This is a genomic window from Parasphingomonas halimpatiens, assembly GCF_036663795.1.
In the GTDB taxonomy this organism is placed as follows: domain Bacteria; phylum Pseudomonadota; class Alphaproteobacteria; order Sphingomonadales; family Sphingomonadaceae; genus Sphingomonas.
Map to the genome: position 1 here is coordinate 34,412 of NZ_JAXOJP010000025.1, position 13,050 is coordinate 47,461.

General features: G+C 66.3%; 12 protein-coding genes. 6 read left to right on the top strand and 6 right to left on the bottom strand.

All coding sequences use genetic code 11. The features are described 5' to 3' along the window. Positions 1-31 precede the first annotated feature (31 nt). The gene (locus U1839_RS19680; protein ID WP_332805283.1) at positions 32-1,198 is read right to left on the bottom strand and encodes an acetamidase/formamidase family protein; all 1,167 of its coding nucleotides are present in this window, start codon (positions 1,196-1,198) and stop codon (positions 32-34) included. Positions 1,199-1,591: 393 nt separating this feature from the next. Here U1839_RS19680 and U1839_RS19685 point away from each other — a divergent pair, with 393 nt between their 5' ends. Then, a complete protein-coding gene (locus U1839_RS19685) occupies positions 1,592-1,879 on the top strand; it encodes a hypothetical protein (RefSeq protein WP_332805284.1) in 288 nt (95 codons plus the stop codon). Positions 1,880-1,974: 95 nt separating this feature from the next. Then, positions 1,975-2,157 carry a hypothetical protein gene (locus U1839_RS19690; protein ID WP_332805285.1) on the top strand — a complete coding sequence of 61 codons (183 nt, stop codon included), beginning with the start codon at positions 1,975-1,977 and terminating at the stop codon, positions 2,155-2,157. 80 nt (positions 2,158-2,237) lie between these two features. Here the strand turns inward: U1839_RS19690 and U1839_RS19695 are convergent, their stop codons facing one another. Next, the gene (locus tag U1839_RS19695; protein ID WP_332805286.1) at positions 2,238-3,119 is read right to left on the bottom strand and encodes an AraC family transcriptional regulator; all 882 of its coding nucleotides are present in this window, start codon (positions 3,117-3,119) and stop codon (positions 2,238-2,240) included. A 199-nt stretch (positions 3,120-3,318) separates the two neighbouring features. Here U1839_RS19695 and U1839_RS19700 point away from each other — a divergent pair, with 199 nt between their 5' ends. Beyond that, positions 3,319-3,954, top strand: coding sequence for a hypothetical protein (locus U1839_RS19700; protein ID WP_332805287.1), 636 nt, complete (start codon positions 3,319-3,321; stop codon positions 3,952-3,954). A 65-nt stretch (positions 3,955-4,019) separates the two neighbouring features. Here U1839_RS19700 and U1839_RS19705 read toward each other — a convergent pair whose 3' ends face one another. Both U1839_RS19705 and U1839_RS19710 read right to left on the bottom strand, forming a co-directional pair. Beyond that, positions 4,020-4,298, bottom strand: coding sequence for a hypothetical protein (locus U1839_RS19705; protein ID WP_281124833.1), 279 nt, complete (start codon positions 4,296-4,298; stop codon positions 4,020-4,022). Positions 4,299-4,509: 211 nt separating this feature from the next. Continuing rightward, a complete protein-coding gene (locus U1839_RS19710; RefSeq protein ID WP_332805288.1) occupies positions 4,510-5,337 on the bottom strand; it encodes a hypothetical protein in 828 nt (275 codons plus the stop codon). Positions 5,338-5,703: 366 nt separating this feature from the next. Between U1839_RS19710 and U1839_RS19715 the strand changes: the two genes are divergently transcribed. Together U1839_RS19715 and U1839_RS19720 are read left to right on the top strand one after the other, a co-directional pair. Beyond that, a complete protein-coding gene (locus tag U1839_RS19715) occupies positions 5,704-6,018 on the top strand; it encodes a hypothetical protein (protein ID WP_332805289.1) in 315 nt (104 codons plus the stop codon). A 468-nt stretch (positions 6,019-6,486) separates the two neighbouring features. After that, complete coding sequence (locus U1839_RS19720) at positions 6,487-7,017, top strand: DUF7010 family protein (RefSeq protein WP_332805290.1); 531 nt, start codon at positions 6,487-6,489, stop codon at positions 7,015-7,017. A 473-nt stretch (positions 7,018-7,490) separates the two neighbouring features. Here the strand turns inward: U1839_RS19720 and U1839_RS19725 are convergent, their stop codons facing one another. Then, positions 7,491-9,335 (bottom strand): amidohydrolase family protein, encoded by a 1,845-nt coding sequence (locus tag U1839_RS19725; protein WP_332805291.1) that lies wholly within the window; start codon positions 9,333-9,335, stop codon positions 7,491-7,493. Then, positions 9,332-11,383 carry a S9 family peptidase gene (locus U1839_RS19730; protein ID WP_332805292.1) on the bottom strand — a complete coding sequence of 684 codons (2,052 nt, stop codon included), beginning with the start codon at positions 11,381-11,383 and terminating at the stop codon, positions 9,332-9,334. Before U1839_RS19730 ends, U1839_RS19725 begins: the two co-directional genes overlap by 4 nt. Positions 11,384-11,518: 135 nt before the next feature. On the opposite strand from U1839_RS19730, the gene dacB reads away from it, so the two are divergent. Next, the gene (dacB, locus tag U1839_RS19735) at positions 11,519-12,988 is read left to right on the top strand and encodes a D-alanyl-D-alanine carboxypeptidase/D-alanyl-D-alanine endopeptidase (protein ID WP_332805293.1); all 1,470 of its coding nucleotides are present in this window, start codon (positions 11,519-11,521) and stop codon (positions 12,986-12,988) included. The last annotated feature ends 62 nt before the right edge of the window (positions 12,989-13,050 follow it).

Consider the following 13,050-nt stretch of genomic DNA (forward strand, 5'->3'; position numbering starts at 1 on the left):
GTATATTGCCCGCGCGCCGCGCCTTGCCTGCTCAGCCGCCGGTTCGCGGCGGCAGCAGCGCCTTGTCGATCCGCGCGGCAACGCCGACGCTGCGGCCCGCCAGATTGGGGATCGAGTAGCGCAACGCCGTGCCCATCACCTGCGCGGCCTCCGACAGCGTCAGCCCATAATCCTGCTGCAACCACTGGATCATACCCGTGCTCGCCGCCTTGGTCGCCTCGTCGAGCGACCCGGCCTGGCCCAGCACCATGATCTCGGTTGGCGATTCGACGCGCGGCATGGCGATCGCGCGCCCCTTGATCAGGTCGACGGAGAATTCGACGTCCATCGACGTCTCCAGCGCATATTGGCTGGTCTCACCGTCACCCTGCCGGGCATGGGCGTCGCCAAGGTACAACAGGCCGCCGGGCTGCTGGACCGGCAGATAGATCGTGTTCCCCGCCACCACCTCGGGAAAATCCATATTGCCCCCGGCGCGCCCGGTGTCGCCGGTCGACAGCGGCGGCGCGCCGAACCCGGTGGCGAGCGCCAGGCCCCCCAGCATCGGGCGCAGCGGCACGCGATAATCCTTGAGCGCGCCCGTCGCGCCGTCGGGCGTCGCATAGCCGGCGGCGCGGTCGAGCCGCCACTTGACCGGCCGCCCCAGCGCGCCGGCCTTGGCGACCAGAGCATTGCCCAGTGCCCGGCTTACGATCGTGTCGAGGCTGTCGGCCCAGTCGCGATTGGGCGTCAGCGCGCGGAGATGGACGACCACCGTGTCGCCTTGCTGCGCCCCGGCGATGAAGAAGGGCCCGGTCTGCGGGTTGCCGAACAATGCGCGGGTCGTGCCCCCGGCATCGATCCCGCCCGAGTCGATCGTCGACGTACGTACCGTGTCGCCAGGCCAGACGGTGAGCACGGGTGCGCGCTCGGCCGAGAAGCTGTTGGCAAAGGATGTCGGTACCAAGCTGTACAAGCGCGGCCCGCCGGCCGGCCGGTCGGGGACACGCCGCCCGCTGATGCTATAGTGCAGGCACCGCGATGGATCATTATTGTCGGGAAAATCGCTCGTCCCGCGCAGCGTCGTCCCGTCAATCAGCGCCTCGAAACGGTAGATTGCGTCGTGCCGATCGCGCACGCTGAAGGTCAGCCGGCCGTTGCTGATCCTTCCTTCGAGCGGGTCGCCATCCCATGTGCCCGAAAGCTTGCCGTCGGTCATGGTGAGGTCGAGCGTGGAATATTCCGGATTTCCCCAGCGATCGGTCGTCAGGATTTATTGCCCGTCCGCTCGCGTTGCCGCGTGCGCGGTTTGCGCCGCAAACGCCATGGCGCAGGCGATGCTCAGAATTCGCAGCATTTCGTGACTCCGAGGTTCGACTACGTTTGTAGTCGATAAGCGGAAGAGTGCAATGATCCGCTTACGTGAAATCACGACCCTTAGCCCTTGCTCGGGTCATGCCGGGCTTGCCCAGGATTCCCGGCGCGGCATGTCTCGATCCGGCTCTCGCCGATCGGATTTCAGGCGCATCGCATCGATCAATGGGTCGGGAACGGGGAAAAGTAGTGGTAAGCGGTTGTTGAGTACAGCATTTACTTGGTGTATTAGCTGAACATGTCATTGTCACGGCGCCTGCTTTCGCTTCTGTGGGACGCCTCGAAGAATCGGTCCCAAAACAAGTGGATGGTCAACTCGGCCGTAGCGCTGGTCATGGCACCTGCGACGCTGCTATTTTCCCTCACGCTGGAGTTTTTTGTCCATCCGTTATGGATGTTTGAGGATTGGAACGCCTTCGGTCTCTTTGCGGCTTTCTATGCCGTGCCTTGGTGTCTGGCGGGCATTCTTCTCTACGCAGCCGCAACGGCCGGTGAGCAAACTGACAAGCTGCGAGGACTCGAATAGCCACGTCCGCTATTAGGGCGCTTGCCGCTCGGATACTTTTCCTGCCGAGTTGCTCCCATCTTCACCATCGTTGCCGGCCATGGCAATCTCACCCCATGACTCGGCTGTTTCTGCTGGCGGGCGCCACCGGGCACGATCCGACTGTCGACGCATGGTTCGCGGCCAGCCATGACGCGTGGCGGAGGCTGCCCCCGCGATGGTTCGACCGCATGTGCGCCTGCGGCGCGGACAGCGCCGGCGAGCCGCCCTTCGATGCCCGGCGCCTGATCCTCGGCTGATTCGCGCCGCTCGCCGTCATGGGCAGGGCCGATGGCGGGGGCGCCCCCACTCCGTAGCGAGGCGCCCCCGTCCCGCGATTTCATACCAGTGGCAGAAAAACCTCCGCCACCGTCTCATGCTCCGCCACCTCGGGGAACATGGCGAGGCGCTGGCAATAGAGCGGAAAGTCGCGCGCTTCCTCGCCGCTCGCGGGCAGCCAGTCGCGATAGAGATAGAGCGCGGCGGGCTCGAGATTGTCGGTGTTGCCGACGACGCGCAGCACCGCGCAGCGCCCGCCGGGGATCTCGCCGGCGCTGACGGTCTCGTCCGCCGCCGCGATCGGCCGGTCGGTCCCGACGCACAGGTCGAGGCTGAAATCGTCCGGCGCGGCGGGGCGTCGTTCGGAGCGCCAGACGGTGAAGGTCGGGCTCTTGCTCGGGTGCAGGCCGGCCGCCCGGCGCCATACGATGAAACGCTGGATGGTGGCGCCGAGCGTCGCCGGGTCGCCGCGATGCTCCATGATCGCCACAGGTGTGGGCGGCACGTCGCGGATGGTCACGTCGTCGGGGGTAAAGGTCTTTTGCATCAGTCTGCTCCTTGCATCGTCGAGTGGCTCGAAGGCCGCATGCCACGGCGCCCAGTCGGGCGAGGAACGGAACGATGACGGCGACTGCCCGAAGCGTTGCCGGAAGGCGCGGGCGAAGGCGTCGGGCGCGTCATAACCGGCGTCCATCGCGATCTCGGTGACGCGCTGCGCGTCGCTATAGGCCAGCCGGTACGAGGCACGCTTCATGCGGGCGAGCTGGACATAACGATGCAGCGACAGGCCGAAGGTCGCGCTGAACTGCCGGTGAAAGTGGAATTTCGAAAACGCCGCGATCCCGCTCACCATGTCGAGGTCGAGATCGTCATCGAGATGCCGATCGATATGATCGAGCACCCGCTGCATCCGGCCATGATAGTTTTCGAGCGCCGCCGTCATCGTCCTGTCCTTCCGTGGCGTCGCCGGATTGCCATGCGCCGACGGGTTGCGCTCGACCGATCTTGCGCTTTGCTGTGGTGGGCGGGGATGCAGGTAATAGGAAGGGCGAGATGTCGCGAGGCTGGTGAGCGGTTCGCGTTGGTTGTTAGCTGTCGTTCGGCTCGTTACAAAATATCACGTTTGTGTTGAAGGAAAAGTCATGGCTTCGTTGGGCTACGAGCAGTTCGACCCGTTGTTCGAACCCTGCCCTGCGACGGTGCCGGGCTATCTCGTTCTTCTAAACCTCCACACCGACGCACCTGCAATCGTCGAGCAGGTGCGATCGGCCGTCGAAGCTGCTGGCAGGGATGCGGATCGTCTGATCATGTCCATGCTTTCGAACCAGAACTGGCGCGTTCAACTCGTGGGAGCGACCGCCGCTCTGATTGCCCAATCACAATCCAGCGTCGAAGCTCTATGGTCCGCGCTGGATCGTCCGTGTTGGACCTCCCCGCAACTTGCCGCTGTCGCGTCCCGCATGGATCGAGATTTCCTCGCACATGCACGCCCGCGCCTTGAATCGGGGTGTCAGATGCAAGCCGACGGAATGGCCGAAATGTCGATGCTCGAACGCCATTCTGCTCAAGGGCCGCAGTCGCTGCTCGGGCACTCGGCGAAGCTCGCGGCGGCGCTCGCTGCTCTTTGCGCCTCAGAGGGTGCCGCTGATCCGTGGATCACTGGTCTGCTTTCAAGGCCAGACCTGAAATCCGTCATTGAAGCGGATGTCGATGATGCGGCTTCGATAGCTCTGGACTGGCGTGATCAGATGGACCGATTGATTGCGAACCGGGACTAGGCGGTCGTGTTGATCGATAGCGCCGGCAGGGCGAAAAGTGGTGCTGAGCCGACATCGATCTGCGATCAGTTGAGGCCCCACATCGCGGCGCGATTGCGGGCAAGCTCGCTCATGAAATCATCCAGGGCGGCAAGCCGCCGATCGATATCCGCAGTCGGAACCCCGTTCCATACGGCGTGATCGTAATTCTCCCGGGCCGATTTCAGATCGTCACCGGCCTGGAAGCGCTCGGAAATATAGAGCGTCTCGAGGAGGTCCGCAGGGCGGCCCCGTTCGCTTGATTTAACCAGACCATATTTGATCAGATACTCGGACATGATGCCGTCATTGGATGTGCTGACCATTGCCGTCCCCTTCCATTGCGAAACATGGGTAGCGGGGAACGCCGATTCCAGAGCGATGGCCGCATTGCGACAGGAGCAATTGGCGGCGAAAGGCCGAGATTGGGGCGAGCAGCCGGGCAGCTCTTCGTCCCGATATACGCATCGGTCGGCTTTCAGGCGGGCAGACCGTCCGAGCTGCAGAATGTCGTGCGGTGAGTAACGCCAGGGATCACTACATGACCTCTCGCTTGAGCACCCTTTTGCGGAAATGGCCGTCATGGTGCCACGCGCCATTCGCGTCCGTGGTATCAGGGCAGGTGCTGGTGATGTGGATGGCGTGGATGCGGCCGCGGTCTGTCCTGAGATCCATCGTGGTTTCCTCCTCGGCGGCGTGGTCGCCACAGGGCCAGTCCATGACCTGGCCAGGGCGTGGGTTGCGCGCCAGCGCCTCCCATTGCCATTGATAGAGCGCCAACGGACGCTCGGGGTGCCCGGCGCTGGTCAGGGCGTGGAGGTGGGGATTGTCACGCGTGGTGCCGACCGCCACGAGTACATGCTTGCCGCAGGGAAGCGTGTCGATCTGGAGCAGGAATTCGCCGGTGATCCCGTCATGGTTGTAATCCCGCAGGCGCATGATCGGCACGGTCGGGCGAGCGCGGATCGCAGCGGGCGTGGGGTTGCGGTCGATGTCGCGCAGGGGCGCGGGCCAGCCCGGCAGTATCGCGACCGGGCCCTTTTCGTTGAACAGCATTTCCGACCCGCCGAATAGTGGCGTCAAGGCCATGCGTTCGGGCGGCACGCCGGGGCGCTTACGCTCCAGTACCAGGTCGCCGACCTGCGCATACGCAGCGCCGCTGCACGGACACGTCATCGCCATCTCCGGATTTGCCGGGCCGCAGCCGTTGCTGTCGTTAGGCACTCCGCGCCAGATCAGTCGCCAGACCTCCTTCGTGCCGTTGACCGTGAAGCTGCGCTGCTCGCGCACAACCTCCTTGGCCGGGGCGGCGAGCAGGGGTGTGGCGGTCAACGCCAACAGGGCGAACAGGAGTCGGGACAGCATGCGGCGAGCATGACACGAGGGGCGCGGTGCAGAAAGTCTGATGTGTATCCAGCGAGCTAACCACCATCGGATATGATCGTGGGTCAATATCCCCAATGGGGCGCTCGCCGTCGGGCAGTATTCCGTCTCGATAACTGCCGGTTCGGCTATCAGGCGGGTCGCGCCGACCGACAGCGCGGTTCACCCGATGCTCTGAAAGGGAGGGGCAAGAAGAGGGCCCGCGCCCGCAACCTTGCGCTCCCCAACCTGTCTATCTGCCTTTAGCCGGATCGCGTAGATCGATGGCATCGAAACGGGAAACTGGTGTTACGGCAGGATATCTTTGGCGCCGTTCTCGAATAATGCAGTAGCTCGAAAGGCATTCCCATGAAGCTGATCGTTGCGGCGTTGCTTGCGATACAATCCGCAGGACCGGCAGGTACGGAATGTGCCGCGTCTCTGACGTTTCGCGGTGTCGGAGAGAATGCTGCTCGACAGGTTCGACCCTATGCTGCCTGCTTGAACGCGAAAATGGGGAATCCGGAACAACTGCGCGAAGCCTGCGACAGGGCTCGGGCACAGGCCTTGGATCATCGCGGCGGACGCGCAGCAAGAGCCAACATTGATCGTGCCGTGCGCTGGCTCGACGCGATGGTGCGTGAACGAGCATTCTGTGAGACGCATCTTGAGGTCAGTTCGTGATGTGTGACCAGCGTCCATTTGGCTTGCGCGGCCTGTTGCCCGAGGAACTGACTTTGGGGAACTCGCCGTCGGGCAACTTTCCGACCTCAACTCTGCCGTCCAGTTATCGTACGCGGTGCTCCGTGTCCGAGGCACCGGACGGAGACACCGAAGGCAACGAAGAAGTCCGAGTTCTCCGGCTCAGCCAGAATATGGTGGCGAACGCGGCGGCGCCTCCAGCCGCCCCGGCGCTTACGCGAAGGCCAAGCTCTTCAAGCGCGACCAGCGTCGCCACCGCGCAAAGCAGCAACATCAGATAGCGCAGCACCGCCGTTCCTTCCGCTCGAAACTATACTGGCAGTTTGACAGCAACCTCTGAATCTCACAACGCGCGCCGCCCTTGCTCACCCCCGATCAAGCCGCCATGCTCGGGTCGCGGCGCCTGCCGAAGCAGACCAGGCGCGGCACGATACAAAGCCGGGGGGTGAGATGCTTGTTTCCGACGCACAGCAGGACATCGGCCGCGCCTATGTCGGGGGCGGACCCGGCGTGTTGATCTCGGCGCTGGTGTGGTTTGTCGCCGCCTTCATCCAGCATGGTCACGGCATCGGCACGGCGTTCGTCGCGCTGTTCTTCGGCGGCATGCTGATCTTTCCCGGTAGCAAGCTGGTCGCGCGCCTCGTCTTCCGGCGCGCCAACGAGGCGCGCGACAATCCGCTCGGCATGACCGCGCTGGAGAGCACCATCGCCATGATCGGCGGCCTGTTCGCCGCCTGGCTGTTCCTGCCGGTCAGGCCGGGGCTGGTCCTGCCGCTCGCGGCGATTGCGGTCGGCACGCATTATCTCGTGTTCCGGACGGTCTATGGTGACCGCCTGTTCGTCGTGCTCGCCGCCGTGATCACCGCGATCGGCCTGTGCGATATTCTCGTCGTGCCGCTCCATGGCGCCGTGCCCTTGCTGGTCGCGCTGACCGAACTGGCGTTCGGCCTCGTCCTGACGGTGCGCAGCGTCCGCGCCTAGCGCGCGCCGCCCGCTGGAATCGATCACGTCTGACGTGGCGATTCAGCGACAATGCCGAACGGGTTATCGTCGCGGCGATGCCCGCATGTCCTGCCTTGCCCCGCATCGTGCACGTGGCGCGCCGCGCGTCGGTCGCAGCACGCGTGCGTTGGATCGGCTGCCTCTCGGGCGCCGCAGTACACGCGTATTTGTGTCAGAATAGATTGTTCAATGTCAAAACTATTCAAGTAAATCGTTACAATTCACGCGCCTTGGGCGCGGCCAATCTGCAAATCGCTCTTGTTAAAGCACCGTTGGATTGCGCCCGCGCGCCCCGCGAATATTTCACCCTCGCAAGCTCAGCGCCAGTAACGCGATCGCGCCCTTATGCCCTCCAGAATACCCCTTTTACTTGGGCGAGCGCGGCGAATTCTTGCGTCCAATACTTGCCCATGCCAACCGCACTCTCCAACCCATGCTGGTCGGCACGCGGCTCAATAGAAGCGGATGTTGCTCAGTTGCAGCCACGCCTTGCCGCCTGGCTCGCCCTGCAACCGCACGATCAGCGCGCGCAGGGTGGCCAGGTCGAGCGGCGCGCCGTCCTTGCTCCCGCGAAAGGCGCTGAACGGCAGGCGGATCTCGCGGTTCGCCGCACCGGCGGTGAAGCCGGCCTTGAAGCGCGCATCGTCGTCGAGGCCATAGCTGTCGAACAGCATCACATAATCGCCCGCGCCACGCGCATCGAACGCCACGCCGGTGAAGCCGCGCGCATCGGCGAGTTGAACCGTGCCGCGCGTCAGCGGCAGGATCAGCTGCGCGAAGGGCCGGGGCCGCGCGCCGAGATGCGCGACCATGAACAGCCGCCGATCGGCGCCCTCGTCGGGGCGGACGAAGTCGAGATGGCTGTGGTCGACCCCCGCCTCGGTGCTCTCGACCGGCAGCGTGTCGAGATCGGTCCGCCCGTCGGGGCGCACGCCGCTGTCGATCGGCCCGGCCATTTTGTGGACCGGGAGCGGTGTCGGCGTGCTGCTGGCGAGCGACGCGCGCAGCGCGGCGAGTGGCGCCTCGCGCCCGGCGACGAACACGCGGCTGACCTTCCACAAATCGGCGATGCGCTGGTCGGGCTGGCCGGCATAGAGCACGAGATCGGCGCGCTGGCCGGCCGCGATGCGGCCATGGTCCTTGTCCTGCCCGATGATTGCCGCGCTGCCGCGCGTCGCCGCGACCAGCGCCTCGCTCGGCGTGAGGCCGAGCTTGCTCAGCCAGCTGATTTCGCGCAGCGCACCGGGGCCGTGATAGACCCCCTCGATCCCGGCATCGGTGCCGATGCCGATCGGGATGCCGGCGGCCTTCAAGCGACGGATATTCTCCTGCATGATTGCCCAGCGCTTCGCTTCATAGTCAGGAATAGGCGCGGCCGGTTTGGCCATCCGCGTGGTCTCGCGCGCCTGTTCGGGCGGGGTGAAGCTGGCCCATTCGCCGGGGTCGAAACTGCGGTCCTCCTGCGGCTCGTACACCACCAGCGTCGCGATATAGGCGGTGTGGTGCGCCTTCATCAGCCCGATCAGCTCGTCATCGACCAGCGCATCGCCGACGCCGTGGCCGACCGCATCGACCCCCGCCGCCGCCGCGACCTTGGCGCCTTCCAGCGTCACGGTGTGGGTGATCACCGGCAGCCCTGCCTCGTGCGCATCGGCGACGATCGCCGCCAGCGTCGGCTCGTTCATGCTGTTGAGGTCGGCGTCGCGGCCATAGCGCCAGCCATCGGCGAACACCTTGATCACATCGGGGCGGTAGGGCCGCGCCTGCGCCATCGCGACATGCGCCGCGCGCGGTGTCGCCACCTGCAGGGTGAAGAAATTGCCCCAGCCGAATTCGGTGCCATGCCCGCCCGGCACGCCGAGCCGGATCGCCAGCTGGAGGTGCGGGGCAGGGATGCCGCCCGGTGCTGCCATCGCGCGGATCGGCGCGAGCATCTCGCCCGACACCGAATAGTCGTTCACGCTGGTCACGCCGTTGACGAGATAACCAGCCCAGCTCTTGGCCATGTCGTCGGGCGCGTCATAGGCCGGCGAGCGCAAATGGGTGTGCAGGTCGTGCAAGCCGGGGGTCAGCGTCAGCCCGCGCGCATCGATCACGCGCGCGCCGCGCGGCGCGCGCAGCTTTGGGGCGACCGCGACGATGCGCTCGCCGCGCACAAGGACATTCTCCACCACCGCCGGCGCACCCGTCCCGTCGAACACCCGCGCACCGCGGATCAACGTCGACCGCTCGGGTTCGGCGTGCGCGGCGACGCCAGTGAGCAGGATCGCCGCGGCGGCGGCGCGGAGTATCTTCATGGCAGCGGCTGCTTCTTCAACAGGGTGTGGTCGAGAAAGGCGTCGGCGGCGTGATAGCTCGCCAGCCAGTCGGCATAGCGGAAGAAGTCATGGCGTTCGCCGGGGAACACCAGTTCGCGGAACGGCACATGCCGCGCGGTCAGCGCGCGCGCGAGCAGCAGCGACTGGCCGAAATCGACATTGCGGTCGTCATCGCCATGGATCAGCAGCACCGGCGAGCGCCACCCATCGACCGCGCCCATCGGCGAGGATTGCCATTGCAGCTGCCGCGTCTTGGCTTCCGCATCGGGCGACAGGGTCTTTTCGACCGGACGGACCATGGTGTGGACGCCGTGGAAATCGACCCCGGCGGCAAACAGGTCGCTGTTGCGCGCCAGCGCGAGCGCGGTGAGGTAACCGCCCCAGCTCCCGCCCCAGATCCCAATCCGCGCCGGGTCGACATCGCCGCGCGCCGCCAGCCAGCGCCCACCGGCGAGCACGTCGCGATATTCCGACGCGCCGCCCCGCGCGATCTCGGGCGCGGCACGGAAGGCGTGGCCATAGCCAGTGCCGCTGCGATAATTGACCGACAAAACGTCGTAACCCTGCGCGGCCAAATGCTGGTTCAGGATATAGGCGTTGGAATAATAATACATCGGGTTGAAGCCGGGCAGCATCTGCCGGCGCGGCCCGCCATGGACGAAGATCAGCGCGGGATGCTTGCCTGCACCGCGTCCGCGAAACAGCTGGCCATGGACGGTCACGCCGTCGGCGGCGGTGAAAGTGACCGCCTCGGGTGCGACGAAACCCGCCGCAGACGGGACGGGGCCGAGCGCCGGCAGGCCCGACGTGACAAGCACGGGATGTGCGGGGTGGGTCGCATCGGTGGCAATCACGGCGAGCGCGCCGCCGGCCAGCGTCGGCACGGATTCGAAACCGTCGCCGCGCGTAAGCTGCGTTGCCGGCCCGCCGGTCAGGTCGCGTCGCCAGACGTGGCGACTGTCGAGATTGCCGGCATTGGCGGCATAGACCAGCGAGCGCCGGTCGGCGCCGAGCGTGAAGGTCTCGACCTCGAACGCACCCGGCGTCAGCTCGCGTGGCTCTCCGCCGGCCGCGTCATCGATCGCATAGGCATGGACCCAGCCGCTGCGTTCCCATGGGAAGACCAGCTTGCCATCGGCGCTCCAGAACAGGTTGCGCCCGCGCGTGCCGTAATATTCCCCGCCCATGCCGCTCGGCGCGCGCCACAAGGTGCGCGTCGCGCCGGTTGCGGCATCGGCAACCGCGAGCGACCAATAGCCCGCGCTGTCGGGCGCCGCGTCGGCCGGCGGATCGACGAAGCGGATGAAGCCGATCTGCTTGCCGTCGGGCGAGAAGACCGGGTCGGTGGCGAAGCCGAGACCGGCGCCGATATAGCGCGGCTTGCCCGTCGCGATGTCGAGCAGCGTGACGAAGGCGTGCTCGTCACGATCGCTGACGAACAGCAGCGATGCGCCATCCGGCGACCATGTCAGTTCGCCGATGCTCCCCGGCACGGTCGCGATCTTGCGCGCGCCGCTCACCCGGTCCCACAGCCAGATCTCGCCCTTGCGGCTGAACGCGATGCGGTCGCCCGACGCGGAAAAGGCCGGCGCATGGCCTTCGCCCAGCCGGATCGCCGCGCCGCCGGCCACCGGCATGACGAACAGCTCCTGTTTCGGCGTCTCGCCGGCCTGGCCGGTATTGGGCAAGGCGCCGTCGGGATATTCGCTGTCGCCGCCACGGACATAGGCCAGCGCCATACCGTCATGGCTCAGCGTCACCTCGAAAAGCTCGACACCATCGTCCTGGTTATAGGCGGTGAGCGGGTGACCCGGCATGTCGGGCCCGCCGACCCAGATGTTGCGCACGCCCGCTTCGTTCTCGATCCAGGCGAAGCGCGGCACGTCACGCGCGCCGGCCAGGCCGCTGGCGATGGGCAGCGCGAGATGGGTTGCCAGGTCGTCCGCGGCGGGCTGCGCGTGGAGCGCGACGCCGAGCATGAGGGCGGGTACGCACAAGGTGAGTTTGAAACCGTGTCGGAAGATCATGCCGCAATGCTAGGCACATGCGGGGGCGGGGCAAGCGCCGATGGCCGCGCCATGCTCGCGAGTTATGGCCGCGCCAACACTCTGAATGTCCGCTCGATGATTGCCCCGGCAGCAATTCGCTCTACCGTTGCGGTCATGACACGATCAACGCTTCTGCGCGGCGCGGCGCTTACGTTCTTGTTGATGGGCGCCGCCATGCCGCTCGGCGCGCAGCAGGCGCCGACGCTGACCGACAAGGTCGCGGCGGTGCTGGCGACCGCGCCGGCGGGCACGCGCTTCGGGCTGGTCGTGGTGGATGAGACCGAACGGGAGATCATCGCGATCAACCCCGACCAGCGCTTCATCCCGGCCTCCAACACCAAGATGTTCACCACCGCCGTGGCCTTTGCGACGCTCGCAGGCCTCGACGGCTCCGATCCCCAAGGCGGCACCGGTGTGCGGCTGGAGCATAATGGCCATGCGGCGCCCGATGTGGTGCTCGAGGGCAGGGGCGATGCGCGGCTGTCGAGCGCGCCCGACTGCAAGGTCGATTGCCTCGCGACCCTCGCCGATGCGGTGGCGGCGAAGACCCGCGTCGTCGGCGATGTGATCGGCGACGACAGCTGGTTCCCCGACCAGCGCTGGAGCCCGGGGATGAGCTGGAACAACATCCCGACGCGCTCGGGCACCGGCATCTCGGCGCTGACGCTCGACGACAATGAACTCGCCGCGACGGTGACGCCCGGCGCCTTCGGTCTGCCGCCCAAGGTCGAGCTGCCGGCTTATTACACGATCGAGAACCGCGCCGTTACGGTGGCGGGCGGCGCGACCAGCCTGGGCGATGATCGCGATCCCAACGGCTATGTCGTGCGGTTGACGGGGACGATTGCGGTCGGTGCCAAGCCCGAGCAGCTCCGCTTCGGGATCGACGATCCGGCACGCTATGCTGCGTGGCGCTTCCGCGATCTGCTGGTCGCGCGTGGCGTGCGCGTGACGGGCCCCATCGGCGTGCGCCATCGGCCGCTGCTGCCCGGCGACGACCCCGCGATCCGCAAGGGCGCACCTGCGGCGCGGCCACCCGCACCCGACGCGCTGGCGCGACTGTCGCCGCCGCCGCTCGTCGAGGACCTGACGATCATCAACAAGGTCAGCCAGAACCTCCATGCGGAGCTGATGCTGCGCCGTATTGGCCGCGTGGCGGGCAGCGGCTCGATCGCCGACGGGCAGGTCGCGGTCCGCGCGATGCTGGCGCAGGCTGGCGTGCCGCGCACGGCGTTCGATTTCGCTGATGGCTCGGGGATGTCGAGCTACAACCGCATCGCGCCGCGCGGCACGGTGATGATGCTGCGCTGGATCGCGATGCAGCCCTGGGGTGCGGCTTGGCGCGCGACCTTGCCGGTCGGTGGGGAAGGGGGGCTCAGGCGCCGTTTCGGCGGCACCGCGCTCGATCACAAGGTCTTCGCCAAGACCGGCACGCTCAACGCCACCAACGCGCTGTCGGGTTATCTCGTCGCGAAGAGCGGCCGCACGCTGACCTTCTCGATCCTCGCCAACGACGTGCCCGACGGCGCCAGCGCGCTCGAGACGATGGACAAGGCGATACTTACCGTGGCGGCCGAGAGCTGAGCATCTACCTCCCGTTCGTGCTGAGCTTGTCGAAGCACCGTTCTCGCTCTTTCGGGCGGGGC

What these genes read in the sequence shown, in the direction of transcription:
- U1839_RS19705 (WP_281124833.1), bottom strand. Translation starts at nt 4,298, where the DNA reads ATGGTCAGCACATCCAATGACGGCATCATGTCCGAGTATCTGATCAAA.
- U1839_RS19700 (WP_332805287.1), top strand. Translation starts at nt 3,319, where the DNA reads ATGGCTTCGTTGGGCTACGAGCAGTTCGACCCGTTGTTCGAACCCTGC.
- U1839_RS19690 (WP_332805285.1), top strand. Translation starts at nt 1,975, where the DNA reads ATGACTCGGCTGTTTCTGCTGGCGGGCGCCACCGGGCACGATCCGACT.
- U1839_RS19720 (WP_332805290.1), top strand. Translation starts at nt 6,487, where the DNA reads ATGCTTGTTTCCGACGCACAGCAGGACATCGGCCGCGCCTATGTCGGG.
- U1839_RS19730 (WP_332805292.1), bottom strand. Translation starts at nt 11,383, where the DNA reads ATGATCTTCCGACACGGTTTCAAACTCACCTTGTGCGTACCCGCCCTC.
- U1839_RS19725 (WP_332805291.1), bottom strand. Translation starts at nt 9,335, where the DNA reads ATGAAGATACTCCGCGCCGCCGCCGCGGCGATCCTGCTCACTGGCGTC.
- dacB (WP_332805293.1), top strand. Translation starts at nt 11,519, where the DNA reads ATGACACGATCAACGCTTCTGCGCGGCGCGGCGCTTACGTTCTTGTTG.
- U1839_RS19710 (WP_332805288.1), bottom strand. Translation starts at nt 5,337, where the DNA reads ATGCTGTCCCGACTCCTGTTCGCCCTGTTGGCGTTGACCGCCACACCC.
- U1839_RS19695 (WP_332805286.1), bottom strand. Translation starts at nt 3,119, where the DNA reads ATGACGGCGGCGCTCGAAAACTATCATGGCCGGATGCAGCGGGTGCTC.
- U1839_RS19680 (WP_332805283.1), bottom strand. Translation starts at nt 1,198, where the DNA reads ATGACCGACGGCAAGCTTTCGGGCACATGGGATGGCGACCCGCTCGAA.
- U1839_RS19715 (WP_332805289.1), top strand. Translation starts at nt 5,704, where the DNA reads ATGAAGCTGATCGTTGCGGCGTTGCTTGCGATACAATCCGCAGGACCG.
- U1839_RS19685 (WP_332805284.1), top strand. Translation starts at nt 1,592, where the DNA reads ATGTCATTGTCACGGCGCCTGCTTTCGCTTCTGTGGGACGCCTCGAAG.